The 24,072-nt window shown below is 48.7% G+C and carries 24 protein-coding genes; 16 read left to right on the forward strand and 8 right to left on the reverse strand.

Annotation, left to right across the window (positions count from 1 at the left end):
- The 10 genes from HMPREF0044_RS03125 (at window position 1) to HMPREF0044_RS03170 (ending at window position 8,648) form a co-directional block, all read left to right on the forward strand.
- Window positions 1-927, forward strand: a complete 927-nt coding sequence (locus HMPREF0044_RS03125) for a F0F1 ATP synthase subunit gamma (RefSeq protein WP_006546654.1) — start codon at window positions 1-3, stop codon at window positions 925-927.
- Between the two features lie 21 nt (window positions 928-948).
- A complete protein-coding gene (gene atpD / locus HMPREF0044_RS03130) occupies window positions 949-2,391 on the forward strand; it encodes a F0F1 ATP synthase subunit beta (RefSeq protein WP_006546655.1) in 1,443 nt (480 codons plus the stop codon).
- A 2-nt stretch (window positions 2,392-2,393) separates the two neighbouring features.
- The gene (locus tag HMPREF0044_RS03135) at window positions 2,394-2,663 is read left to right on the forward strand and encodes a F0F1 ATP synthase subunit epsilon (RefSeq protein ID WP_006546656.1); all 270 of its coding nucleotides are present in this window, start codon (window positions 2,394-2,396) and stop codon (window positions 2,661-2,663) included.
- Between the two features lie 30 nt (window positions 2,664-2,693).
- Entirely contained in the window at window positions 2,694-3,104 is a 411-nt protein-coding gene (locus tag HMPREF0044_RS03140) for a DUF2550 family protein (protein ID WP_006546657.1), read from the forward strand.
- 62 nt (window positions 3,105-3,166) lie between these two features.
- Window positions 3,167-3,865 carry an endonuclease NucS gene (nucS, locus tag HMPREF0044_RS03145; RefSeq protein WP_040312761.1) on the forward strand — a complete coding sequence of 233 codons (699 nt, stop codon included), beginning with the start codon at window positions 3,167-3,169 and terminating at the stop codon, window positions 3,863-3,865.
- A gap of 92 nt (window positions 3,866-3,957) precedes the next feature.
- Complete coding sequence (locus HMPREF0044_RS03150; RefSeq protein WP_006546659.1) at window positions 3,958-5,157, forward strand: N-acetylglucosamine-6-phosphate deacetylase; 1,200 nt, start codon at window positions 3,958-3,960, stop codon at window positions 5,155-5,157.
- A 19-nt stretch (window positions 5,158-5,176) separates the two neighbouring features.
- Window positions 5,177-5,479: a hypothetical protein gene (locus HMPREF0044_RS03155; protein ID WP_040312762.1), complete on the forward strand. Its 303-nt coding sequence runs from the start codon at window positions 5,177-5,179 to the stop codon at window positions 5,477-5,479.
- 139 nt (window positions 5,480-5,618) lie between these two features.
- Window positions 5,619-6,767 carry a hypothetical protein gene (locus tag HMPREF0044_RS03160; protein ID WP_006546661.1) on the forward strand — a complete coding sequence of 383 codons (1,149 nt, stop codon included), beginning with the start codon at window positions 5,619-5,621 and terminating at the stop codon, window positions 6,765-6,767.
- Between the two features lie 2 nt (window positions 6,768-6,769).
- On the forward strand, window positions 6,770-7,759 hold the full coding sequence (locus HMPREF0044_RS03165) for a hypothetical protein (protein WP_006546662.1): 990 nt from the start codon (window positions 6,770-6,772) through the stop codon (window positions 7,757-7,759).
- Between the two features lie 34 nt (window positions 7,760-7,793).
- Window positions 7,794-8,648: a tetratricopeptide repeat protein gene (locus HMPREF0044_RS03170; RefSeq protein ID WP_006546663.1), complete on the forward strand. Its 855-nt coding sequence runs from the start codon at window positions 7,794-7,796 to the stop codon at window positions 8,646-8,648.
- Between the two features lie 133 nt (window positions 8,649-8,781).
- Here the strand turns inward: HMPREF0044_RS03170 and glgB are convergent, their stop codons facing one another.
- The 6 genes from glgB to HMPREF0044_RS03200 all read right to left on the reverse strand — a co-directional run bounded on the left by glgB (window position 8,782) and on the right by HMPREF0044_RS03200 (window position 15,875).
- Window positions 8,782-10,971 carry a 1,4-alpha-glucan branching protein GlgB gene (glgB, locus tag HMPREF0044_RS03175; protein ID WP_006546664.1) on the reverse strand — a complete coding sequence of 730 codons (2,190 nt, stop codon included), beginning with the start codon at window positions 10,969-10,971 and terminating at the stop codon, window positions 8,782-8,784.
- Between the two features lie 86 nt (window positions 10,972-11,057).
- The gene (locus HMPREF0044_RS07830; protein WP_006546665.1) at window positions 11,058-12,104 is read right to left on the reverse strand and encodes a hypothetical protein; all 1,047 of its coding nucleotides are present in this window, start codon (window positions 12,102-12,104) and stop codon (window positions 11,058-11,060) included.
- Between the two features lie 4 nt (window positions 12,105-12,108).
- Entirely contained in the window at window positions 12,109-14,232 is a 2,124-nt protein-coding gene (locus HMPREF0044_RS03185; RefSeq protein ID WP_006546666.1) for an alpha-1,4-glucan--maltose-1-phosphate maltosyltransferase, read from the reverse strand.
- A gap of 92 nt (window positions 14,233-14,324) precedes the next feature.
- Entirely contained in the window at window positions 14,325-14,876 is a 552-nt protein-coding gene (locus tag HMPREF0044_RS03190; RefSeq protein WP_006546667.1) for a hypothetical protein, read from the reverse strand.
- A 22-nt stretch (window positions 14,877-14,898) separates the two neighbouring features.
- Window positions 14,899-15,447: a hypothetical protein gene (locus HMPREF0044_RS03195; RefSeq protein WP_006546668.1), complete on the reverse strand. Its 549-nt coding sequence runs from the start codon at window positions 15,445-15,447 to the stop codon at window positions 14,899-14,901.
- Between the two features lie 14 nt (window positions 15,448-15,461).
- A complete protein-coding gene (locus tag HMPREF0044_RS03200) occupies window positions 15,462-15,875 on the reverse strand; it encodes a hypothetical protein (protein WP_040312763.1) in 414 nt (137 codons plus the stop codon).
- A 192-nt stretch (window positions 15,876-16,067) separates the two neighbouring features.
- On the opposite strand from HMPREF0044_RS03200, the gene HMPREF0044_RS03205 reads away from it, so the two are divergent.
- Window positions 16,068-16,769: a class F sortase gene (locus tag HMPREF0044_RS03205; RefSeq protein ID WP_006546670.1), complete on the forward strand. Its 702-nt coding sequence runs from the start codon at window positions 16,068-16,070 to the stop codon at window positions 16,767-16,769.
- Between the two features lie 62 nt (window positions 16,770-16,831).
- Here HMPREF0044_RS03205 and trpS read toward each other — a convergent pair whose 3' ends face one another.
- Window positions 16,832-17,938 carry a tryptophan--tRNA ligase gene (trpS, locus tag HMPREF0044_RS03210; RefSeq protein WP_006546671.1) on the reverse strand — a complete coding sequence of 369 codons (1,107 nt, stop codon included), beginning with the start codon at window positions 17,936-17,938 and terminating at the stop codon, window positions 16,832-16,834.
- Window positions 17,939-18,004: 66 nt separating this feature from the next.
- Here trpS and HMPREF0044_RS03215 point away from each other — a divergent pair, with 66 nt between their 5' ends.
- From HMPREF0044_RS03215 to HMPREF0044_RS03230, 4 genes are read left to right on the forward strand one after another with little or no spacing between them, the layout of a single operon-like run.
- Window positions 18,005-18,496 (forward strand): YfbM family protein, encoded by a 492-nt coding sequence (locus tag HMPREF0044_RS03215; protein ID WP_158027163.1) that lies wholly within the window; start codon window positions 18,005-18,007, stop codon window positions 18,494-18,496.
- A 4-nt stretch (window positions 18,497-18,500) separates the two neighbouring features.
- Window positions 18,501-19,478: an alpha/beta hydrolase gene (locus HMPREF0044_RS03220; protein WP_006546673.1), complete on the forward strand. Its 978-nt coding sequence runs from the start codon at window positions 18,501-18,503 to the stop codon at window positions 19,476-19,478.
- Window positions 19,479-19,531: 53 nt separating this feature from the next.
- The gene (locus HMPREF0044_RS03225; RefSeq protein ID WP_006546674.1) at window positions 19,532-20,014 is read left to right on the forward strand and encodes a hypothetical protein; all 483 of its coding nucleotides are present in this window, start codon (window positions 19,532-19,534) and stop codon (window positions 20,012-20,014) included.
- A gap of 39 nt (window positions 20,015-20,053) precedes the next feature.
- Entirely contained in the window at window positions 20,054-21,415 is a 1,362-nt protein-coding gene (locus HMPREF0044_RS03230) for an MFS transporter (RefSeq protein ID WP_006546675.1), read from the forward strand.
- Window positions 21,416-21,417: 2 nt separating this feature from the next.
- On the opposite strand, the gene HMPREF0044_RS03235 is transcribed toward HMPREF0044_RS03230, so the two are convergent.
- A complete protein-coding gene (locus HMPREF0044_RS03235; RefSeq protein ID WP_141553821.1) occupies window positions 21,418-22,236 on the reverse strand; it encodes a VIT1/CCC1 transporter family protein in 819 nt (272 codons plus the stop codon).
- A 120-nt stretch (window positions 22,237-22,356) separates the two neighbouring features.
- Between HMPREF0044_RS03235 and HMPREF0044_RS07835 the strand changes: the two genes are divergently transcribed.
- Window positions 22,357-24,036 carry an alpha/beta hydrolase gene (locus HMPREF0044_RS07835; protein WP_211205076.1) on the forward strand — a complete coding sequence of 560 codons (1,680 nt, stop codon included), beginning with the start codon at window positions 22,357-22,359 and terminating at the stop codon, window positions 24,034-24,036.
- The last annotated feature ends 36 nt before the right edge of the window (window positions 24,037-24,072 follow it).

Below are 24,072 nucleotides of genomic sequence, written 5' to 3' on the forward strand. Positions count from 1 at the left end.
ATGGGCGGTAAACAGCGAATCTACAAACAGCGGATCCGCTCCACGCAAACTCTGAAAAAAGTTTTCCGTGCGATGGAGCTGATTGCAGCTTCACGTATCGGTAAAGCTCGCGACAAAGCAACCATGGGCGCACCTTACGAAAAGGCGCTTACGCAGGCGGTAGCAGCAGTTGCACTACACGGGGACCTCAAACATCCTCTGACCAGTGAGCGAACTGACACCAATCGTGTAGCAGTCCTTACCGTAACTTCCGACCGTGGTATGGCAGGTGCTTACTCTTCAACGATTCTGCGCGAAACAGAACGCTTGATGAACCGCTTGAGTGACGAAGGTAAAGAACCAGTACTCTTTACCTCTGGTCGTCGCGGTGCAGCGCATTTCCGTTTCCGTAATCGTGAAATCTATAAGACTTGGGAAGGCGAATCTGACGCGCCAACCGAAGACACCATTATGGATATTGCGAAGAGCCTATTGGAACTCTTCCTTGAGAAAGATCCTTCTAAAGCAGTTGGTGAAGTTTACCTCGTATTCACCCGCTTTAAGAATATGGTTTCTCAGGTACCAGAAGTTCGCCAGATGCTACCACTTACCGTGGTAGATACCCCACAGGCTGATGCCAGCCGTGATGGTGGTCTGCTGGTTGAGGAAGAATCTGCTGCGCTACCGGTCTATGAGTTTGAACCAAGCGAAGCAGCTGTACTCGATGCTTTGTTGCCACTGTACGTAGAAAACCGTATTCGGAACGCCATGTTGCAGTCTGCAGCATCCGAATTGGCTTCACGTCAGCAGGCAATGCACACCGCAACTGAAAATGCGGAAGATTTGATTACCAACTACACTCGCTTGGCGAACTCGGCCCGCCAGGCGGAGATCACGCAGGAAATCAGCGAGATCGTTTCCGGTGCCGACGCTTTGGCGAACGGCTGAGGCAGGGGACAAGGATAAAAAATGGAAAATTCCCAAACGAATCCCGGCGTGGGCCGGATTGCCCGCGTAATCGGTCCGGTTGTGGACATTGAGTTCCCGCCGGATCAGATGCCAGCAATGTACAACGCACTGCAGGTAGACCTCACTGGCATGGGCGAAGGTGCAGTCACTACTACCATGACTCTGGAAGTTGCTCAGTTCCTGGGTGATAACCTGATTCGTGCAATCGCGCTGAAACCAACTGATGGTTTGGTACGTGGCGCGCAGGTGCGTGACACTGGTGCGCCAATTTCCGTTCCAGTAGGTGACGTAACCAAGGGTCACGTATTCAACGTAACCGGTGAATGTCTGAACCTCAAGGACGGGGAGAAGCTGGAAATTAACGAACGCTGGCCAATTCACCGTCAGCCACCTCACTTCGATCAGCTTGAGTCTAAGACCAAGATGTTCGAAACCGGTATTAAGGTTATCGACTTGCTGACTCCATACGTACTGGGCGGTAAGATTGGTCTCTTCGGTGGTGCAGGCGTTGGTAAGACCGTTCTGATTCAGGAAATGATTCAGCGCGTGGCTCAGGACCACGGCGGTGTTTCCGTATTCGCCGGTGTGGGTGAACGTACCCGTGAAGGTAACGACCTGATTGTAGAAATGGAAGAAGCCGGTGTTTTCGATAAGACTGCGCTTGTCTTCGGCCAGATGGACGAACCACCAGGCACTCGTCTGCGTATCGCATTGACTGGCCTGACCATGGCAGAATACTTCCGTGATGTTCAGAACCAGGACGTGTTGCTGTTCATCGATAACATCTTCCGTTTTACTCAGGCAGGTTCTGAAGTATCCACCCTGCTGGGTCGTATGCCATCTGCAGTAGGCTACCAGCCAAACTTGGCTGACGAAATGGGCCAGTTGCAGGAACGTATTACCTCTGCAGGTGGACACTCCATTACCTCTCTGCAGGCAATCTACGTGCCAGCGGATGACTACACCGACCCTGCTCCAGCAACTACCTTCGCACACTTGGATGCAACCACTGAGCTTTCTCGTGAAATTGCTTCCCGTGGTCTGTACCCAGCGGTGGATCCTTTGGCATCTACCTCTCGTATTCTGGATCCAACCTATGTTGGTGAAGAACACTACGCTGTAGCAACCCGCGTAAAGTCCATTCTGCAGAAGAACAAGGAACTGCAGGACATCATTGCGATTCTGGGCGTTGACGAACTATCTGAAGAAGATAAGATTACCGTTGCACGTGCACGTCGTATTGAACAGTTCCTCTCTCAGAACACCTACATGGCTGAAAAGTTCACTGGTGTTGCTGGTTCTACTGTTCCATTGGCAGAAACCATCGAAGCGTTTAAGCGCATTACTGAAGGTGAATACGACCATGTTCCAGAACAGGCGTTCTTTAACATCGGTGGTATTGAAGACCTTGAACGTGCTTACCACGCTCTGCAGAAGGCATAAGTATGAAAACCGCAAATATGCTTCAGGTCGAAGTCGTAACTCGAAAAGCCCAGTTGTGGAGTGGCAACGCAACTTCCGTTGTCGTGCCAGCAGCTGACGGTGACTTGGGTATTTTGCCTAAGCGTGAGCCTATCCTGGCCGTACTGCGTGCGGGCACTATTCGCCTAGACTCTGAATCAGAAGGTCGCCTGGAATTCCAGGTAACCGGAGGTTTCGTATCAGTAGACGCTGACTTCGTGACGGTCGTCGCTGAAGACGGACATATGCTCTGATAATAAGGTTATTTTGAGGGGAGGACGCTGATGGATTTCTTAACGATTTTACTAAGCGTCCTCCTCTCATTTCTTTTGGTAGCCTTAGCAGGAATCCTATTTTTACTCATCCGTGTGAAGAAAATAGGTAATATTGTTGGAACTTTTGAGTGCTGGGTACGTTTTAACTCTGAGTCTGGCTGGACCTCAGGTATGGCTCGATTCGGTGAAGAAGAACTGCAATGGTTCCGACTTGTTGGATTCTACTATGGTCCACAGTTACGTTTACCGCGCGGAGATATGCGCATCTCAGTCCCAGAGAATTTAACCTCATCACCCACGGTTGAAGTAGTTATCGAAGCAAATGGTCAAAGAATTGAATGTACTATGGCGTCGCAGTGGTACAACGGTTTAGTCTCCTGGGTTGAATCCGGGGCACCTTCACCTCGACAACTATTCTAAACATTTTGCTGGGTTAAACGCCCAGCTTTTTATTTATCTTCCACCCTGTTAAGGTGGTTTACGTGCGAATCGTAATTGCTAAATGTTCTGTAGATTATTCTGGTCGGCTAGATGCTCACCTTCCAGAAGCTAAACGCGTACTAATGGTTAAAGGCGACGGTGCCGTTTTAGTACATTCTGATGGTGGCTCTTATAAACCTCTGAATTGGATGAGCGCTCCTTGTACGTTAACGGTTTCTGCTCCTGTGGAGGAAGAAGCAGCAGAAGGAATTATCGAAATTTGGACCGTTAAAGCAGCAAAAACTAATGATTGTTTAGTGATTCGTCTTAGCGAGGTCTATTTAGACCACAATGAAGAACTGGGGATTGATCCTGGTCTGATTAAAGATGGTGTGGAAGCCCACCTGCAAGAACTACTAGCTGAACAGGTTACGCAGATTCTGGGCGAGGGTTGGACTCTTATTCGTCGTGAATATCCCACGGCTATTGGTCCAGTAGATTTGCTGGTACGTGACGCACAGGGACTACCGGTGGCGATTGAAGTTAAGCGTCGCGGCGGGATTGATGGGGTAGAACAGTTAACCCGTTATTTAGAACTGATGAGTCGTGATCCACTATTGGAAGGCCTGCGCGGGATTTTTGCTGCGCAAGAGATTTCTAAGCAAGCCCGTACTTTAGCAACTGACCGGGGGATTGAATCTTTGATTCTTGACTACGACGCTATGCGTGGAATGGATGACGCTGATTCACGTTTATTCTAGGCGTAAATATTCATGTCTTAACTTACTTAAAACCTGCTTTATAGTTGCCAAATAGCGTGACATAGTTTCGCTAAAGTAGGAAAATAGTAGACATGGAGACTAAAACTATTTTGCGCGGTCGTCTGGTAACTGACACTGAAGTTATTGCAGATGGCGCTGTTGTATTCACTGATGAAATCGTTAAAAGTGGCGTGGCCACTGAAATCTTGTCTGCAGAGGAACTCGCTGCAGCAGAGCAGGTAGAAGGCTACTTGTTCCCAGGTTTGGTGGATGTGCACTGCCACGGTGGTGGTGGAGAATCTTTCCCTAATGCGGAAACCACTGAGCAGGCAATGACTGCAGTTATGGCTCACCGAGTACAGGGGACGACCAGCCTGGTGGCTTCTGCGGTTACTGCGGCACCGGAAGTTTTAAAAGCACGCGCAGCAGTCCTAACCGAGCTATGCGAAGCAGGGGAGTTGGCAGGCGTTCACTTTGAAGGTCCGTTCGTTTCCCACGCTCGCTGTGGCGCACAGGACCCAACTTATATTATTGATCCTGATCCTGAACTTACTCAGGAACTTTTGGAGATTTGTAAGGGGTACTGTACTACTATGACGGTAGCTCCCGAAAAAGGTCGTGCTTACGGTGAAGGATCTGTAGCAGAAGTACTTATTGAAGGTGGAGCTTTGCCTTCTTGGGGGCATACAGATTCCGGTCCTGACCATGTGCGCGCCGCCCTCGAATATTCTCGTGAGAAGCTTAGCGTAGTTGCCCCGCGCTCTCCGAAGGCGACTGTAACTCACCTGTTTAATGGTATGCGCCCAATCCACCACCGCGACCCGGGACCAGTTCCAGAATTTCTTTCTGATGCGGCTCGTGATGGAGCGATTTTGGAAGTTATCTCTGACGGGGTACATCTAAACCTTGCGATTATCCGTTCTGTTTACGAGACTTTGGGTCGTAACGCACTGGTTCTGGTAACTGACGCAATGGCTGCTGCAGGTATGCCGGATGGCTCCTACCAGCTGGGACCTCAGGGCGTTACCGTCAAGGACGGGGTTGCTCGTTTAACTGAGGGTGATTCCATCGCTGGTGGTACTTCTCGTTTGATTGACCAGATTCGCCTGTTGGTAACTGGTGGGTACATTCCATTGGTGGATGCGGTTTACATGGCTACCGCACAGGGCGCGAAGATTCTGGGCGATGAACGCGTCGGTACTCTTTCCGAGGGCGCTCATGCGGATGTTTTGGTTGTGAGTGAAGACTTCCAAGTGGAACGTGTTTACCGTCGTGGTAAGGTGGTAGCCTAACCACGGGTGAAAGGTAAACATGGGTAGGAAGTCGAGTAAGCGTCCTTGGTCTGCTGAACATCGTCCTTTGGATATGACGCGTTTAGCATCTATACCACGTTCAGTTGTACGACGCGGGGACACTTATCAAGTGCAGCATCTTTCTGCTGCGACTAAAACCTATGTGTGCCCGGCTTGCCCAGCGCCTATCACGGTTGGTTCACCACATGTGGTGGTGTGGCGTTCTGAAGCTCGCTTTGGGTTAGACCAAGGAGTAGAAAGTCGCCGTCACTGGCATCCGGATTGTTGGAACCGTGATTTAGGTCGTCAAGCTGGATTTTAAAAGTGGAAAATGGAAACTGCGGGCTCTTCTTGAGCCCGCAGTTTTCTGTGAGATTATCGGTATTTCGCTAATATATCTGGCATCTTTTACATAAACGACATAGGCTAGACTTGAACAATAGTATAGTCAGGAGCTTTAAGTGAAAAACTTAGTGAACCGCAACCAACTACCAACCGTGATTCTCATCTGTCTCGGTGTGGTGATTGCTCTGGTTGGGCTGATTACTTTGACGGTTGTACGAGGCGACAGTCAAGTAACAGCTAAGATGGCGGCACCTTCCACTCCTTACGTGATTACTCGCGAGGGCGTTTTTGAACTGTCGTCAACTCCGATGACCATCACTGCAGAGGCTACTAACCCTGAAACTGACGTAACCTTGGTAGTTGGTCGTAGCAGCGATATCTACGGTTGGCTAGGAACAGCTGCTTACACTGAGGTTGCCGGTTTAAAGTCCTGGGAAGAACTCCATACTGAAGTTACAGAAGGTGATGGAGCAGAACTTGAAGAAACTGATCCTGCTAAAGCCGATATGTGGGTTGAGGTCCTGCAGAGCAAGGGGAAAGTAAGTTTCACGACTACTGAGAAAACTGCTGGTATGGCGGTCTTGGCAACAACCAATGGTACGGCTAAAGCACCTGCTCTAACTTTGGGTTGGAAGACTCCAAGTTCACTAGTGTGGCGACTACCATTGCTCATTTTAGGTTTAATCCTGATTGGTGCTGGTGCAGTTTCACTATGGCTTACTAAGCAAAAGGACGCTAAGTCAACTGTTGAGCAGGCAGAAACTACGGAAACAGTTGCAGAGCTTTCTATAGACGAATCCACAGAAGAAAGCGAAGATACTGCTGAACCAGCCGAGGTAGAAACAGAAGTTACCGCAGAAGCAGAAAAGGCTGTTGAAGCTGATGAAAAGCTTGTAGAAGCAATGGAAGTTGGTAACGAGTCTGCCGACAGTAACGAAGCAACTATGGACGAAGTGGTAGCTGAGGATATTCCTGATGATAGCGGGGAAGAAGTTCTGGAAGTTACGACTGAGGTTTCTGAAACTGCTGTGGAAATCCCCGCTGAGGTGGAGGAAGAGCCAGAACGTCCTCGTACTCACGGTGCTGTAATCGAAACTATGGTTGGTTCCCGTATTATTAAATTCCCATCACGACAGGCTATTAAGGAAGCTCGTTTACGTGGCGAGTCCGTTATTGAAGTTGATGGCCACACTTTCCAAACTGGCTTGATTCCAGTGGTAAAGAAAGTTAATGACGTGGTCGAATCTGAACTGCCTACGGAGTGATTATGAAACGACGTGAAGTATTGAGTTTATTCGCAATTGTGGCTGCTTCTGCGGGTTTAGCTGCTTGTGGAAATGAAGTACCAACAGTTGCGAAACCAGTTAAAAAGGTTGAGAAGGAAGTTCCCAACCTGGATTCTGATCAGATTCGTGCGGTTTTGAATGACTTAACTAAAGTCCTTTCGAAAGCTGATGAAGCTAAGAACGCTGAGTTGTTAGTAGAACGCCTGCAAGAACCTGGTCTTTCTATGCGTCAGGGCTACTATAATCTGGCTGCTAAAGCGGATGCGAAGATTCCTAAACTTCTGTTTGATCAGGCAACTGCAACTGTGACTAAATCTAATGACTGGCCTCGTGCTATCGTGCTGGGAACTGAGCTGGTTGAGGGAGAACTACCATCCTTAATTCTGATTACGCAGGCTGAGGCTCGTGCGCCTTATAGACTAAAGGCGTGGGCACGGATGTTTCCTAATAGCCAGGTGCAGACGATTAAGGTATCCGAGGGAAGCCCTGTAATTAAACTGGATTCAACCGATTATGTGGAATCTCCTCTGGAAGCGTTTAAAGCTTGGATTTCTCGGTTGAATGGAGCTGAACTTGATGTGAAGCGTTATCCAATGGACGATTTCACTAAGTTCTATCTGGATGAGAAGAAGCGGATTAACGAACAGGTCGTTGAAGTAGGCTCTGTTGACTATAAGGCTTTTCCTCAGGAAAAGGATATTTCTGCGGTTAAATTAGCGGATGGTTCCGCGTTGGTGTTTGCCTATTTGTCATACACGATGGTTTATAAGCGTACTTCTGAAAAGGGTAAACTAACTGTTCAGGGAGTGCAGGCTACTTTACTTGATGGTAATGATGATGAGGTAAAAGCGGCTGCCCCTGTGACCGCTACTTACCTGGTTTCCGTTGCTATGACTATTCCTGCGGTTGGGTCAGACGCACCAATTAATGTGATTGCAGCAGAACGTGTACTTCGTTCTGTAACACGCTGATATTTTGTGAGGTTGTTAAGTGAATTCTGCTAGCATGCATAAAACTGAGATCGATGGGGCAGTGATTTTAGAGCCTCAGGAGGCTTCTGCTGTACCAGCGGATACGAATCAGTTACACGGTCCGATTATCCGTGATGTAACGGCTGCTGACTTAACTGACTTAGTTGATATTTCTAAGAAGCTGCCGGTAGTGGTTTTCGTTTATCAACCTGGCGTTGAACCTTGTATTGAGCTTCAGCCTGTGTTGGAGGAGTTGGTCCGGGAGCTCGATGGGCGAGTAGTTTTAGCTAAACTGGATATTTTGGCGCATGCGCAGGTAGCCCAGGCGCTGCATGTGCAGTCTGTCCCAGCAGTGACTGCGATTGTTAATGGTCAGCCTTTACCTATGTTCCAGGGGCTGCAACCACGTGAAAATGTAGTTGCGGTATTTAACGAGTTACTGAATATTGCGGCGCAGGCTGGTTTAACTGCGCGGATGGTTCATATGACGGCAGAGGAAGCTGAGGCTCAGAATCCGTTGTATGCGGATGCGCGGGCTGCTGAGGAAGCGGGTAATTTGGAGCTGGCTTTAGAACAGTGGGAGCTGGTTTTAAAGAAACAGCCTAAAGATCAGGTCGCTAAAGAGGCTTTGGCTCGTTTGAATATGGTTTCTCGTTTGCGTGGTGGACAGAATCAGGGTCCGTTAGCTGAAGCTGATGAGCTTTTTGCTTCTGGGCAGGTGGAGTTGGCTTTTGAACAGTTGCTGACTTTGATTTCTGAGAATAAGTTTGTTGATGATGAGTTGGCAGAGTCTGCGCGCGTGCGGATTTTGGAATTGTTTACAATCGTTGGCAATGCGGATCCGGCAGTTCGATCTGCTCGAGGGCGTTTAGCAACTCTTTTATTCTGATTTTGTGCCGCGCAGCTAAGCTGTGGGACTTGAAAGCTAAAAAAGTCATATGCGAAGGATGCTTCGCATATGACTTTTTTAGCTTTTGACTTAAATTGTCATACGGGAACGCGGGTTCCCGTATGACAATTGTTTAGTTTTTAACTGGACGCAGCCAGACAGCGCCGAGTGGTGGCACACGGAGGGAAACCGAGTGTGAACGACCGTTCCAGGAGATTTCTTCGGCAGTGAGTGTACCCAGGTTTACGACGCCAGAACCACCAAATTCCTCAGCATCGGTGTTGAGGACTTCTTCCCAATCTCCACCGAATGGAAGGCCCACGCGGTAGCCTTCATGTGGGTTACCCGCGAAGTTTGCAACACAGACGATAACGTTTGAGCCTTCACCTTCAGATACGCCATCATTCTTACGGATGTAAGAAATCAGGTTGTGGGCTGAGTCAGACCCGTCAATCCACTCATAACCGGTGTAGTTGTCATCCCAGAATGCTGGGTTAGCGGTATAGAGGTGGTTGAGGCGGGAAACGAGTTCCAGAATACCCTTATGACCGTGGTCTTCTAACAGCCACCAGTCGAGGGAGTAGGCTTCGTTCCATTCAGCTTCCTGCCCGAATTCTTGTCCCATGAACAGGAGTTGCTTGCCTGGGTGAGACCACTGATAAGCCAAGAGAGAACGCAGACCAGCGAGCTTGCGCCACTTATCGCCTGGCATCTTATTGATGAGGGAGCCCTTGCCGTGTACTACTTCATCGTGTGAGAGAGGCAGTACAAAGTTTTCTGAGAAAGCGTAAACCAAGCTGAAGGTAAGTTCACCGTGATGCCAAGAGCGGTTTACGGGATCTTCTTGCAAATAACGCAGAGTATCGTTCATCCACCCCATATTCCACTTCATGCCGAAGCCTAAGCCTCCTTGGGAAGTATCAGCAGTGACACCTGGCCATGCGGTGGATTCTTCCGCAATCATAATGATGCCCGGGTGAGCGCGGTAAGCGGTGGCGTTTGCTTCTTGCAGGAAGTCGATAGCATCCAAGTGCTCGCGACCACCGTACTGGTTTGGACGCCACTGGCCATCTTTACGTGAGTAATCCAGGTAAAGCATGGAGGCTACTGCATCTACGCGCAGGCCATCTACGTGGAATTCTTCCAGCCAGTACAGGGCGTTGGCTACCAGGAAGTTACGGACTTCACGACGTCCGAAGTTGAATACCAGAGTACCCCAGTCTGGGTGTTCACCACGTAGTGGATCCGGGTCTTCGTAGAGTGGGGTGCCGTCGAAACGAGCGAGTGCCCAGGCATCCTTAGGGAAGTGGGCGGGTACCCAGTCCATAATGACACCGATTCCGGCTTGGTGCAGACGGTCAATCAGGTAACGTAAGTCATCTGGAGTGCCGAAACGAGAAGTTGGAGCATAGTAGGAGGTTACCTGGTAACCCCAAGAGCCCCCGAATGGGTGCTCGGCCACAGGCATGAACTCAACGTGGGTGAAGCCCATGTGCTGCAGGTAAGGAATAAGCTCATCAGCCAGGGAACGATAGCCTAAGCCCTGCTTCCACGAACCTACGTGTAGTTCGTAGATTGACATTGGGCTGTTATGTGGGTCGCGCTGCGCGCGAGCTTCCATCCATTCGGCGTCTTCCCACTGGTGGAACTCAGAAGTTACTACCGAAGCTGTGGCTGGTGGGATTTCGGTAGCGCGTGCCATAGGGTCAGCTTTTTGGAACCAGTTGCCGTCTGGACCGCAGATTTCGTACTTGTAACGGGCACCGACCTGAACTCCAGGGATAAATACTTCCCAAATACCGGAAGATCCCAGGGAACGCATAGCCGAACCGGTGCCATCCCAGTAGTTGAAGTCGCCAACTACGCGGACTGCTTTAGCATTTGGTGCCCACACAGCAAAAGACACACCATCGACGGCACCGAGTTCACCTTCGTAGTGACGCACCCGAGCACCTAGTACCCGCCAGAGGGATTCGTGGCGACCTTCTTGAATGAGATAGGTATCCATCTCACCGAGGGTCGGTAAGAAACGGTAGGGATCATCAACGTCAGTAGTCTGATTCCCGTAGGTAACACGCAGACGATAGTCTGGAATAGTAGTGCCTGGAAGCACTGCAAGCCAGATGCCGTCTTGTTCATGTTCTGCTTTGAAAGTGCCGGCTGAGGTGATTACTTCAACTGAGTCTGCAAGGTGGCGAACGGTGCGGATGCTGACTGCATTGTCAGACAGGTGTGCGCCAAGAACTGAATGTGGATCATGGTAGGAAGCCTGAGCGACTGCTGCGAGTACGTGAGGCTCTACGGTAACTTCGTTGTATTTCATAATCTAATTCTTCCATGAATCGAGTTGAAATAAGTAATTTTCGGCGTTGAAATTGTAGTCAAAAATCTCAGGATTTTGCACGGTTTTCAACTAACTTTTGTAAATCGTTGCAAGCCGGCAAGTGGAACGTACAGCCAGTCAGGGCGGAAAGACGCTTCATACCGGCATTCGTAGCAAGTTTTTTCAATTTCTAAAATTTCTAATACTTGTTGTTCCAAAGATGATAAACCTCTTGGACAATACCCCCGCAAGTAGGATTTCCTTGCAGTTTCCTCCCAAAGCGCTGCATCAACGCTCGCGGAATGCATAGCAGCCGCATAGGCGAAAGACCTCAACATTCCCGCGACATCACGCAACGCAGAGTCGGGGAGCATACGCTGCTCAATAGGACGTAACGGTTCGCCCTCGAAATCAATAATCAGCCAAGGTTGCGAAAGATGAGGAGCAAAGAGAACCTGCCCCAAATGGAAATCGCCATGCACCTTTTGGGTGGGCAACGCCAGATTTTCTTCCTCGAGGGCGGAAAGCACGGTCTCAACGTGGGTTAAAAAGTCAGGATACCAAGACTGTTTCGCAATGCTGGGAACCATCTGGATTGTTTCAGCTAACTCACCACGGAAACGCTGAGCCAAACTAACAGTAGTTAAAGCCTGCGAAGCTCCGAAAGCCTGACGTAAATCCGCGTGCATTTGGGAAGTGACGTGCCCCAGTTCGGTAGCGGCAGAAGCAGGTGAGAACACCTCCGTTGTGAACTGTTTGAAAGCATCTACAGAATCTGGAACAAACTCAGTCGCCAAATGAGTTACAAACCGCTCTTCACCCTGGCAGACGAAAATCGCACCCAGTGTACGAGGCGTAATCACAGAATCAAGCGTAGCTAAGGCTTCGCCTACCAGTACTTCTGGATTCATACCGGGAAGAAGCTGGCGGTAAACCTTTAAAAGGACCCGATTATCAACTAAAACCGACGTATTAGTTTGTTCTCCAGAAAGCACTTGCGCATTGGAAAAATCCAGGCCCTTGAGATGCATCGCAGAAAAAACTGCACGCAAATACTCAGCTTCAGCATATGAACCATTAACTGGTGTGGGAACCTCAGGAAGCTCCCACACCAGCGTCGAGTCAGTAAACACTAAACTAGTCCCCGTGCTTCACAGCCAAAACATGGGCAGTGCGAACCTGTGGACACAACTCAACGAAGTTCGTCTCGCCCCACTGGTATTCGCGACCATCCAGCTGATCCACCACGGAAAGCAACGGACCTTCAGAAGTATGCTGACCAGCCACCCCGAGTTTTGCGAAATCCAAGTAAACCTGACCCTGGACTGTGTTCTCTGGATCCAGATTTACTACCACAATAACCGTGTCTGCTTCACCAGTAGCAGAATGCTTCGCATCAACATGCTTAGAGAAACAAATCAGACGATCATCAGAAGTAGGGTGAATCGTTAGGTTATGAAGCTGCTGCAAAGCAGGATGGTTAGCCCGAGCAGAGTTAAGCAGAGTCAGCAGATTAGCGATACCGTAATCATTTACCTTAGACCAGTCACGTGGACGGTACTCGTACTTTTCATTGTCATTCTGTTCCTCATAGCCAGGACGAGGTTCCTTTTCGACAAACTCGTAGCCAGAGTAAATGCCCCAAGTGGGTGCCGCAGTAGCAGCTAACACAGCACGCAGAGCGAACATAGCTGTACCACCAGCAGTCATCTGCGGAGTTAAAATATCGTGCGTAGTTGGCCAGAAAGCTGGACGCATCAGATGCGCAGTCTCAGCAGACACCTCAGTGAAATACTCTTCCAGTTGTTCCTTAGTGGTGCGCCAAGTGAAGTACGTGTAAGACTGGTGGAAACCAATCGCACCTAAAGTACGCATCATCGCAGGCTTAGTAAAAGCCTCTGCTAAGAAAATAACCTCTGGGTGAGTGGAACGAACCTCAGCGAGTAAACGTTGCCAGAAGCTGAGTGGCTTAGTATGTGGGTTATCAACCCGGAATAAAGTCACTCCATGCTTAATCCAGGTGTAAACCACGTTGCGGATAGCCAGGTAAATACCTTCAGGATCGTTATCGAAGTTCAGCGGGTAAATATCCTGATACTTTTTCGGAGGATTCTCTGCATATGCAATGGAACCATCTGCCCGGGTAGTAAACCACTCAGGATGCTCAGCCACCCACGGATGGTCGGGAGAACACTGCAAAGCTAAGTCCAAGGCAACTTCCAGACCATTTGCTTTAGCCGTCTTAACAAAAGCATCAAAATCCTCGAAAGTACCCAAATCTGGGTGAACTGCGTCGTGGCCACCGGTAACAGCACCAATGCCATAAGGTGAACCCGGATCATTAGGACCGGCAGTTAACGTATTATTCTTGCCCTTACGATGAGTAGTCCCAATTGGGTGGATAGGAGTTAAATAAATGACGTCAAACCCCATATCCGAAATTCGTGGAAGCTCTAACGAGGCAGCTTCTAAAGTACCTGAAATCCAGTTGCCCTCCGCATCCTGCACTGCACCGTAGGAACGTGGGAAGATTTCATACCAGGAACCATAAAGCGCTAATTTGCGGTCTACTTGCAGTGGGTATTCACGAGTAGAGGTCAGCAAATCACGGACGGGGAACTGCTTAAAGACCTTGCGTACCTTATTGGACAGGCCAGCGGAAAGACGGCGCTGTGGGGTGGCCTCTGGGTCGCGTAACAGGCTAATTGCTTCAGCCAAAATCGTAATCGAAGCGGAGTCAAGTTCTGGGGTTTTCTTCACGAGGGCGGATTTCATCGACTTTTCCGTTAAAATAGCAAAGACTTCGCCGCGCAAAGCTCGTTCAAAAAGCAGAGCACCCTCTTCAAGCATCAGCTCTACGTCAGTATCCGCAGCAATCTTAACTGTAGCATCATGAGACCAAGTAGCGTAAGGATCGGACCAAGTATCAATCCGGAAAGTCCAATTACCCGGGTAAGCTGCCTGCAACCAAGCCTCATAACGATCCAAGCCGGGATCAGTATCATACATGTGAACCCGTTGCTCAACTTTACCTTCTGGGGAAAGCAAAACTGCCTCCGCAGCTAAAGCATCATGCCCTTCGCGGAAAACCGTGGCGCGAACAGGAAAAGCCTCACCTTCCGTAGTTTTAGCTGCCCACAGACCGCCCTCGATAACTGGGAAAACTTCAGTTGCAGGGATGCGAGTAATCCGCGCCAACTCTGGCACCTGGTTCTTTAACGCAGTCTTACGAATCGTCACCCGACGCTTAATAGTAGTCATGGCAGTCCTTCCACGGAATAAAACTAGTTGCTACTAGTTTACCGGGCAGGACTGCCATGAAAACGTTATTCAGTTAGCTTCTAAAGAAAAGCTCAGAAAGTCTGAGCGAAAAGCTCTTCATCAGTGGAATCGATGTAGATAATCTTCACAGAAGGAGAAGAAACGCCTTCCACGGTCAACGCCTGCTTAAGCTTGTCTGCCATTTTTTGTAACTGCTCAACACCGACAGCCTTTACGCCTTCTTGGAACAAAGCAGGTTCAAGATCTTGAGAAACCTTGTATTCCAAAACTAGGGTGTTTGGTGCCTCTGCGAATACACGCACACCACTAACATCGCTCTGACCTGCTAACAGAGTGTCAGAAGAAGCGTTCAACTGAGAAGCTAAAGAAACCAGGAACGGATCAAGATCACCAGAATCGTTGGTATCTTTGTCCTTCATCTCATCAGTGGTTTCTTTGTCTTTCATTTCGTCGGACTTTTCTTCATCCGCCATGTCATTCTTAACCTTGTTCTTAACCTCAGACAAAGAACCTGGCTTCTTAGCATCAGAAGAAGTAGAAGAACCGCCACAAGCGGAAAGAGAAGTAACCATTACCAGTGCAGCAACACCAGCAACAATACGCTTGGTAATAGACATTGCCATGATTTTATTTCCTTTTCTTTGATTAGAAAGTGTGGGACCAAACTACGTTACCGTCAGCGTCAAAGTATTCGTAGCGAATCTGTGGGGCTTTAGCACCCTTAGAAACTAAGTGAGCTTTGATTTTTTCAACAATACCGCTCAATGAAGCAACCCCATGTTGTTCCAAGGCAGCTTTTTGTTCTTCAAGATTTAGGTCAGCCTTGTACTTGTATCCGTAAACAAGCACAGCCGGAGCTTCTGCCTTAACCCACGTATCAGTGTAGTAAAGCTTCCCGTCTGGAATGGTTTCTACACTAACCTGCGCTGCAGCAGCTTCAGCTTCAGCCAGAATTACTGGATCAATATCTGCAGAATCTGCAGCAGAGTCGGATTCCTCAGAGGAAGTGTCCATCTCTTCAGATTCCTTAGCTTCATCAGCGGAATCATTGGATTCTGCAAGTTTTGATTTAACTTCGGAAAGGGAACCACGGGTAGGTTTACCCTCATCCGCAGAGTTAAAACCACAAGAAGAAAGTGAAACGGTAAGTAGAAGTGCTGACAGGCCAGCAACGATACGACGTGAATTAGCCATTTGAATCCTTTAAATCAGAAAGTACTTTCCCAGACGACATTGTCATCAGCGTCTTTGTAAACGTAGCGGACTTTGATATCTTTAACGCCCTCGGAAACAAACTGTTTTTTAATCTCCTCAGCTAAAATAGCCAGGTCTTTGCCAGCGTTTTCCTCAAGGTGCTTTTTAAAGAAAGCCAGGTCCACGCCTTTTTTATATTTGTAGGAGTAGACAATAGTTGCTGGTGCTTCTGCAGTTACTTGGTAATCGGCAAAAACGTCAGAACCAGGAACACTTTCGAGAGCAACTTCTTTATTGATCTTTTCTGCTGCCTGTAAAACCACTGGACTGATTTCAGCGGATGAAGATTCGCCACAGGCGGACAGGGAAGAAGTAAGAACCAGTGCCAGGGCAGAAGCCACTAGGCTACGGGTAAGAGAATTGGACATTAGCCACCTTTCAATAGCCTACTGGTTCGGGATTAAAACCAGAAGACATAACTAAATATAAAACAAACTCAATAAAAAATCAGGAATTAATAGTTTTCTTCACTCTTAATCTGCCTCACAGTGCGTAAAGCCAGCTGAGTTCACTATTATAGAAACCAGTCGTAAAACCTACAGTAGCGAGGAACCCTCTAGATGAAGAAAATAGTTGCAACTGTGCTGACAATCCTTCTGTTAATCGGGGCAACTATTTTTACTTTGAATTACAACGGGAAACCCCCACAGCCAAGTGCTGCACTAATCAAGAAACTAAAAGCAATGCCCGCTGCTTCCTTAGTCGCCCCACAAAAACCGGCACCGCCGACATTCAGGGAAAAAGTAACTGCGCTGGGATGCGATTTAACCCCGCAAGAATTCATTGACCCTGTGAAAGTAGAATTGGTTGAAGCTGGGAAAACCCTCCCCCTAATCAGCGTTGGCTTGGATGAGACCGGTTTAGCTCCCGGAGTCCCGCCACTGTCAGAACGGCAAATGTTCGCCTGGTATAACGAAGGACCAAAATTAGGGTCCGCGCATGGGAAAGTACTCTTAACCGGGCACACTTATGCTGATGGGGTTGGAATCGGAAATGAACTCTTAGCTGGATTAGTGAAACCAGGGGACATTCTCAAGATTTCTAACGCTGCTGGTGAGAACGCTTGTTATCGATACCGTGAAAACCTCCATATTGTGGTGGCAGAATACGATGAAGATTCAGACGCCGTGTACGACGACTTCGGGACTCCAACAGTTGCGATGATGGTTTGTGATGACTGGGATCCTAATACTGCCTCATATTTGGCCCGGAAAGTGTTCTATTCTGACTTACTAACCAACGCAAACGTAGATAAGTTCTAATATTTTTTTGGGGGTAGGTTTTCACTGAAAACCTACCCCCAAAGTACAGAAATCAGAAAATATTAGTAGTAAATCATCTGCATAGCTTCACGCACGTCACGCAGAGTTTCTTCAGCGACCTCGTTAGCGCGTTCATTGCCACGACGCAGAATCTCAACCAAGTAATCCTGGTTATTTTCCAACTCAGCACGCTTAGCCCGAATAGGCGCAAGCATATCGTTAATAGCTTCAGTCACGGTGGCTTTCAGAACGCCACCGCCCCCATCACCAATGCGAGCAGCAATCGCTTCCGGAGCCTCACCGTTAGCTAGGGAAGCTAAAGTCAGCAGGTTAGAAACCTCAGGGCGGTTTTCAGGATCGAAAGTGATTACGCGATCAGCGTCAGTCTTAGCCTTCTTAATACGCGCAGCGGTTTCATCTGCACTCATGCGAAGTTCAATGGTGTTACCGCGAGACTTAGACATCTTCTGACCATCCAAGCCCAGCACCAGCATAGCTTCAGAAAGCAGTGCTTCAGGACGCTTAAAGACAGGCTGATCTTTATGCACGCGACCGTAACGCTTATCGAAACGGTTAGCGATCAAACGAGCCTGCTCTAAGTGAGGCAACTGGTCCTGACCAACTGGAACTACGTTTGCACGGCAGAAAAGAATATCCGCAGCCTGATGCACTGGGTAAGTCAGCATCAGACCAGACATCGCGCGACCATCAGTAGCTTCCAGTTCAGACTTCACCGTTGGGTTGCGATGCAATTCAGACTCAGTAACCAAAGATAAGAATGGAAGCATCAACTGATTCAAAGCTGGTACTGCAGAGTGGTTGAAAATAACTGCCTTTTCTGGATCCAGACCAGCTGCGATGTAGTCAGTTAGTAAAGAGAAAACGCGTTCCTTTAAAGGGCCCACGCCATCACGGTCCGTAATCACCTGGTAGTCAGCAATCAGCTGCCAGGTTTCCACGCCACGTTGCTGCAACAGTACGCGGTTACGGATAGTGCCGAAATAGTGGCCTAAATGCAGGTGCCCAGTAGGGCGGTCGCCAGTAAGTACCCGGAAATGAGTTGGATCTTCATCGATTGCACGATCAATTTCGTTAGAGCGTTCTAAAGCTCGTGCGAGGGAAGCAGAATCAGTGCTGCGTTCCATCTTTTCTTCAGCAGTCATATTCATGGTTTCTAGTTTATCGCACCTCAGAGAACTTTACTTTTCCCTAGGTGTTATTATCAGCCTATGGGAATGATTGCGAATTATGCTGCTGTAACTGAAGCAGACTATACGGCACTAAAACTTACCGGCAACGATAACTTCGTGGATGACTGCGAAGAACTCTTCGAGGAAGCGCAAGATTTGTTAGACCTGGACAAAAACTGGGATATCTTGCACTTCCTGCTGACAGGCTCAGACTGTAGCGAACCAGACGCTGGTAACCCTCTGAGTGAAGCAATCACTGGGCAGATAACTTTGGATGAAGACGACTACACGGCAGTTATTAACCCTGAACGCGTGGCTAATATTGCGAAAGCCCTAAGTGACTTCGACATGGATAAAGCCCTGGCAACCTTTACTTTAGAACAGGGTGCGGAAGCTGAACTCTACCCCAATATTTGGGATGGGGATGAGGATTTAGAAGAACTTAAAGAAATCCTTGCCGAAGATTTTGAACGGTTGGTAGAGTTTTACAACCAGAGCGCGGATGCGGGTTTATACGTAATGGTTTCCATCTGGTAGCACCATGAAAAAACTGATTTTCACAGTTGCCGGCGGAATTTTTGCCTACGGAACCTACGGTAAGTATCGTTACCAGCAGTCGGCACGTAGTTTCCTTTTAGAAAAAGGAATGCGAGCTATCGGATATAAGGATCGGATTCGCGTTACTGATCCTGAGTATTTCATGGAAAGTTTTGAACTGCCGCCCTCGGAAGATAAATTCCCAGCCGGCTTGCTACGTGGCGTATCTTGGCGCGAAATGTGGGTCGGGCAAATGCAGGTGTTTTCTTGGAATGAAATTGGTGAGAAAACACAGAAAGTAGTGGTCTACCTGCATGGGGGAGGCTATGTTTCGCGTGCTTCGAAACTGCACTACCTGATGGTAAACCGCGTTGTGAAAGCTACGGGAGCACGTGCAATCTTCCCAACCTACGGGCTGGGACCCCAATACAATATCAGCACGGAACTGCTGAAGTTAGTTACACTCTACCGTGAACTAGTGGCAGAACATGGGGCAAAGCAGATTGTCCTCATGGGAGATTCTGCTGGTGGCGGCCTGGTAATGTCCCTGCTACAGGGCGTTAAAGCAGCTGGCTTAGAAATGCCTGCGCAAGCGATTTTGCTTTCCCCATGGGTGAATGCTGCTATGGATCACCCGCAGGCGCCGTTTTATGACACGGTTGAGCCGATGATTCCGCTGGCGGGGCTGTTGCGCGCGGCAAAATGCTGGGCAGCTCCCGGCATGGCTTTGAATGATCCGCTGATTAGCCCTATCTACCTTAGTGATGCGGAGTTGGAAGGCTTCCCGCGAATCACTAGTTTTGTTGGGTTACATGAGATTTTTTATCCAGATATTCGCGATTTTCATAAGCGCCTTAACGAAGCGGGGATTGAAAACCGGCTGATTGTGGCGCCACGCATGATTCACGTTTACCCGGTTTTCCCAACCCCAGAAGGTCGCGAAGCCGTGCAACAAATCATTACGCTGGTTGAGGAAAAATAAATTCCCGAGGGCGGAAAATACCACTTTCCACAGAGTAATAAGGTGTAAAGAAGATGACTGAATCGTTAAAAGCTGAGATTACCCAGTTTCTGGAAACCGTGTACGCGCCAACAGCTGACTACCGAGTGTTCGTTGACTGCGTTGCAGAAGACAAAACCCTCTACCGTGATGCAGTAGCCTTAAAACACGCGGGGTACTACTTAGAATCCGCGCAGCTTTACATCGAATTCATGACCAAACGCCAAAGCCTCTACCTGGAAATGCTTTTGGAACTGTTCAAAACCACGGCAAGTGGGGGAGCTCTTGTTGAAGCTGGACGGGTCTGGCAGCTAGGCATCCAAGTAGCCGATACGCTTCTTAAAGATGAACAAGACGCGCAGAATGCTTTAACCCAGTTACGGATTCATGGCGCGCGCTTTGCTAATAGTATTCACTCTGAGACAGATTTAAGAAACTATTTAATGACTATCTCTGGGAATCCCGCTTACGTGTTGCCCGCAGAATATGTGGAACTAGTCGCCGGTTTCACACGCTAGGAACGCAGAAAATGCTCCTAATGCCGGTATGCTGAAACGATGCATGAAAAAGTAGACAACCTGGTAGCTACCGAAGAAACAGTAGATAAGGCGCGCACCTTACCAGAGCACGAACACGCTGTGGGGGTTAAAAGTCCCGCGGAGTTTGAGGAAAAACTGGGAGATGAATCCTTCGCCCTTGGGAACTGGAAACGTAACATAGCGCTGTTCCTAAGCGGGCAGGCTATCTCTATGTTCGGTTCAGCCGTTGTTCAATTCGCGGTGATGTGGTACCTGACGTTGGAAACTAAATCCGCCTCAATCGTGGCTCTCTACGCGATTTTCGCTTTCGTGCCACAGGGAATCATCAGCCTCTTTGGCGGAACCTTAGCAGACCGCGTGAATCGAAAACTCCTCATTATTATTCCCGATATCGTAATCGCCACCGCCACACTAATCCTGGCAATCATCATGGCCAGCGGGCGTAGAGACCTATGGATTATCATGTTGGTCGTCACCGTTCGCTCAATCGGCGCAGGCTTCCAACAGCCCGCAGTAAGTGCCTTAATCCCAAGCATCGTACCCAGCGAACACCTGCTACGCGTAAATGGAATCAACGGGACCATGCAAAGCATCATCGGCTTAGCAGCACCAGCAATGGGCGGGTTAATCTACGGTCTCAGTGGGATTGGCGCGACTCTTTGGGTAGACGTAGTGACTGCAATAATTGGCGTTGTCCTCTTAACTTTTATTCCACTTAACGCCAACCCTGTGGAACGTGAACAAGCTTCATTTTTAAAAGAACTCACCGAAGGCGTACTCTACACTGCCCGCCACCAGTTCCTGCGCTGGCTAATGACAGTTTATGCAGTTGTATTCGTCCTAATTGTTGCTCCGAGTTTCTTAGTGCCACTTTTAGTCACAGAAAGGTTTGGTGAATCAGTTACTAACCTCACCATCGTCGAAATGGTCTTCCACGTGGGCATGATCTTTGGCGGGCTACTGATCGCTACAGTACTCGCAAAAGGACACCGCATGAAAATGCTTCTGACGGCGTCTATAGTTTTTGGTTTTCTGGCAGTCTTCATCGCCACTGCAACGAGCGTGTGGATGATTTTCGCACTTATGCTGGTTACCGGTTTATTTGTGCCAATTTTTGGTGGACCATCAACCACGGAACTTCAAGAACGTACCGAAGCGGAATACATGGGACGCGTCATGTCTCAGGTATCGATTATTTTCACGTTGGGAATGCCATTTGGGATGGCAATTTTCGGGCCACTTTCTGAAGCCTTCGGAGTCGCCGAAGTAATCGGCTGGACAGGCGTAATCACCATTGGTTTCGTACTCTTAGCATTCTTTGCCGCTAAAACTGGTCGCGCCGCTTTAGCACAAAAACCAACGGTGTCTACTGAGAACTAGATTCAGACGGAAATGCCGAAGAAATGACCGACCGCGTAGGACAAAATCATTGCTAAAGCGCCACCCACCACCAGGCGAGTAACGGCTTTCCAACGGTTGGCTTCGCCTAGCCAAGCAGAAATATAACCTGTCAGTCCTAAAGCGAATACCACGGCAACGAAGGTGGCTGCGATACGAATACTTGGGGGAGTAATCAACATCGTCAGGAATGGAAGTAAAGCCCCGACAACGAAAGCGATAAAACTTGAGTAGGCTGCCGCCCAGGGGGAAGTCAGATCATCGGGGTCAATCCCGTGTTCAACCGTGAGGTGGGCTTTCACCGGGTCTTTGCGAGACAGCTCTTTAGCAACTTTCGCTGCCGTGGCTGGGGATAGTCCCTGCTGTACCCACATTTTTGCTAGGCGTTGTTCTTCCGCCCCAGCAGAGTTTACGAGGGCGGTTTGCTGGCGCTTAACCAGCTCACGCTCAGTGTCTAACTGAGTGGAAACAGAAACGTATTCGCCTACAGACATGGATAGAGACGCGGCAGCGATACCGGCGATACCGGCTAAAGCGATTGCGGTAGTGTTAGTTGGATCAACTGCTGCTACACCAACAACTAAGCCAGAGATAGAGACGATACCGTCGTTAGCGCCTAATACTCCGGCGCGTAACCAATTCAACCGAGAAGCTACAGAGTTCTTTTCTTCCAGGTTGGTGGCGGTTTCCTCAATGCGCTCTCGGGTGCTGAAGCAAGCCTCGTCAGTCACAATGCTGGACGGTAGGTTCACAAGAGTGGGTACCTGTGAGAAAGTTAAATCATTGGTGTTTTCTTTAAGCATGTTCCCACTGTAGAGGCATTTAAAATACGCGTCTAGCAAGGGAAGCGTTACCTTAGCATGGTAAGGAAACCCTATTTTCCAATGAAAAGTCCCAGTGAAGTGCATCCGCAGGGGTGCAGTATGCCCATTTTAGAAAGTAAAGAGGTAAGTATGCAACGAAACCGACTACTCGCTTTAGGAACGGCTTTAACGCTTCTTACCTCCTGTTCTATGAGCGAGGATACTAAACCAGTTCTGCCAAAAATTGCTTCTATTACCGCTTCAGAACAAGCACAGCGTTTTCCACAATATTATGCGCAAGAAATTAAGTGGGAACCCTGCGTAGAAAAACAGCTTCTAACTGAGGATATTAAAGCAGGGTTTGAACAGTTGCAGATCCCCGTGGAAACGGTTGAATGTGCAACTATTAAAGCCCCACTTAACTGGGAAGCAAAAAATGAAGCGGAAACTGAATCAATAGAACTCGCAGTCTCACGCATTCACGCGACCCAAGTTCAGCAGCTGAACCATTCGCAGGCAATTTTTACTAACCCAGGTGGTCCAGGTGAATCAGGACGCTTCACCTGGGTTGAGGCGGTATCCGCTGGCCAGGCGTTGGATGTGCTTGATTCCTTTGATTTGATTGGTTTTGATCCGCGGGGAATCGGCGAATCCACTCCACTTGAGTGTGAGGTGCCGGCAGATGATAAGGATCTGGGAGAGTTCATTAAAGAGTGCTCTGCTAAGAATCCGATTGCTGCTTATATGGGGACCAGCTCAGTTGCTCGAGATATGGAACTTTTACGAGCGCTGTTGAAACTGCCACAACTGGATTATCTGGGTTACTCTTACGGCACGATGTTGGGGGCTACTTACGCAACTATTTTCCCAGAGAATGCTGGGAAGCTGGTGTTAGATTCGGCTGAAAATGCACAGTGGGCAACCCCTGAGCATGCTTGGAAACAGCAGGTTGCAGTTGCTGATGCGACTCTTGATTTAGTGAAACAGTGCCAATCTGAGTTCGAGCCTCTAGGATGGGTTGAAAAGTGTCCGTTTGTATCCGTTACGGATTCTGCAACCCAGATCGCCCAGTTGAATGAGAAGCCGTTGGATGGCGAGGGTGAAAATAAGGTTGATGGAGAGATTCTGCGTGACTATTTAGCGCAGGGACTTTACCAAGCCGACACTGAGCGGGCGCAGATGTTTAACACTATCGCGGCGGCACTGAGTGGGGATAAAACTGCAGTCGAAACTATTTTTGCTATGGATTACCCGTTTTTAGAGGCGTCTGTTGCTGAAGAATCCGAGGGCGGTGCGTTTGAGGCTCCCGCTGAAGCTACAGACTCTGAAGATGAAAATGCAGAGGATAAATCCGTAGTTGGGCGTATGATCGTTACCTGTCATTCCTTCCCTAAGAAACCAAATTTAAAAGCCGTGAAAAAGGAAATTTCTGTAGATAACAGTAATCCACTGTTAGATACTGAGGCTGGCTCTACCGCTGTAGAGACAGCTTTAGATACTTCTTGCCTACAGGCAAAGTATGTGGGAACTGATATCAATACGCGTTTTTCTGCTGAAGGTATGAAAACTCCAGTGCTGGTGATTGGCGTACGCGGAGATCACGCAACCCCATACCAGTACGCCCAGGCGTTAGCTAAAGAACTTGGTAACGCAAAATTGTTGACACTTAATGGCCCCGGACATGGCGCAGCATACGTGGGGAAATCTCAATGTGTTGATGCGGTTGTGAATAATTATTTCCTGTCGGGTAAGTTGCCTAAGAAGCTTATCTGCGAGCCGAACTCGTTGAGTGGTGAATAGGTTGTGTTAGCGCAAGTTTTTCTGTAAGAAGATTGC

Source organism: Gleimia coleocanis DSM 15436 (genome assembly GCF_000159015.1).
Classification (GTDB): Bacteria; Actinomycetota; Actinomycetes; order Actinomycetales; family Actinomycetaceae; genus Gleimia; species Gleimia coleocanis.

Bases quoted from the DNA above. Each gene is read 5' to 3' on its own strand.
- HMPREF0044_RS03185 (WP_006546666.1), bottom strand. From the start codon at position 14,232: ATGACTACTATTAAGCGTCGGGTGACGATTCGTAAGACTGCGTTAAAG.
- HMPREF0044_RS03170 (WP_006546663.1), top strand. From the start codon at position 7,794: ATGCATAAAACTGAGATCGATGGGGCAGTGATTTTAGAGCCTCAGGAG.
- HMPREF0044_RS03230 (WP_006546675.1), top strand. From the start codon at position 20,054: ATGCATGAAAAAGTAGACAACCTGGTAGCTACCGAAGAAACAGTAGAT.
- HMPREF0044_RS03200 (WP_040312763.1), bottom strand. From the start codon at position 15,875: ATGTCCAATTCTCTTACCCGTAGCCTAGTGGCTTCTGCCCTGGCACTG.
- HMPREF0044_RS03135 (WP_006546656.1), top strand. From the start codon at position 2,394: ATGAAAACCGCAAATATGCTTCAGGTCGAAGTCGTAACTCGAAAAGCC.
- HMPREF0044_RS03125 (WP_006546654.1), top strand. From the start codon at position 1: ATGGGCGGTAAACAGCGAATCTACAAACAGCGGATCCGCTCCACGCAA.
- HMPREF0044_RS03225 (WP_006546674.1), top strand. From the start codon at position 19,532: ATGACTGAATCGTTAAAAGCTGAGATTACCCAGTTTCTGGAAACCGTG.
- HMPREF0044_RS03195 (WP_006546668.1), bottom strand. From the start codon at position 15,447: ATGGCTAATTCACGTCGTATCGTTGCTGGCCTGTCAGCACTTCTACTT.
- atpD (WP_006546655.1), top strand. From the start codon at position 949: ATGGAAAATTCCCAAACGAATCCCGGCGTGGGCCGGATTGCCCGCGTA.
- HMPREF0044_RS07835 (WP_211205076.1), top strand. From the start codon at position 22,357: ATGCCCATTTTAGAAAGTAAAGAGGTAAGTATGCAACGAAACCGACTA.
- HMPREF0044_RS03140 (WP_006546657.1), top strand. From the start codon at position 2,694: ATGGATTTCTTAACGATTTTACTAAGCGTCCTCCTCTCATTTCTTTTG.
- HMPREF0044_RS03165 (WP_006546662.1), top strand. From the start codon at position 6,770: ATGAAACGACGTGAAGTATTGAGTTTATTCGCAATTGTGGCTGCTTCT.
- glgB (WP_006546664.1), bottom strand. From the start codon at position 10,971: ATGAAATACAACGAAGTTACCGTAGAGCCTCACGTACTCGCAGCAGTC.
- HMPREF0044_RS03220 (WP_006546673.1), top strand. From the start codon at position 18,501: ATGAAAAAACTGATTTTCACAGTTGCCGGCGGAATTTTTGCCTACGGA.
- HMPREF0044_RS03150 (WP_006546659.1), top strand. From the start codon at position 3,958: ATGGAGACTAAAACTATTTTGCGCGGTCGTCTGGTAACTGACACTGAA.
- HMPREF0044_RS03235 (WP_141553821.1), bottom strand. From the start codon at position 22,236: ATGCTTAAAGAAAACACCAATGATTTAACTTTCTCACAGGTACCCACT.
- HMPREF0044_RS03205 (WP_006546670.1), top strand. From the start codon at position 16,068: ATGAAGAAAATAGTTGCAACTGTGCTGACAATCCTTCTGTTAATCGGG.
- HMPREF0044_RS03215 (WP_158027163.1), top strand. From the start codon at position 18,005: ATGATTGCGAATTATGCTGCTGTAACTGAAGCAGACTATACGGCACTA.
- trpS (WP_006546671.1), bottom strand. From the start codon at position 17,938: ATGAATATGACTGCTGAAGAAAAGATGGAACGCAGCACTGATTCTGCT.
- HMPREF0044_RS03190 (WP_006546667.1), bottom strand. From the start codon at position 14,876: ATGGCAATGTCTATTACCAAGCGTATTGTTGCTGGTGTTGCTGCACTG.
- HMPREF0044_RS03155 (WP_040312762.1), top strand. From the start codon at position 5,177: ATGGGTAGGAAGTCGAGTAAGCGTCCTTGGTCTGCTGAACATCGTCCT.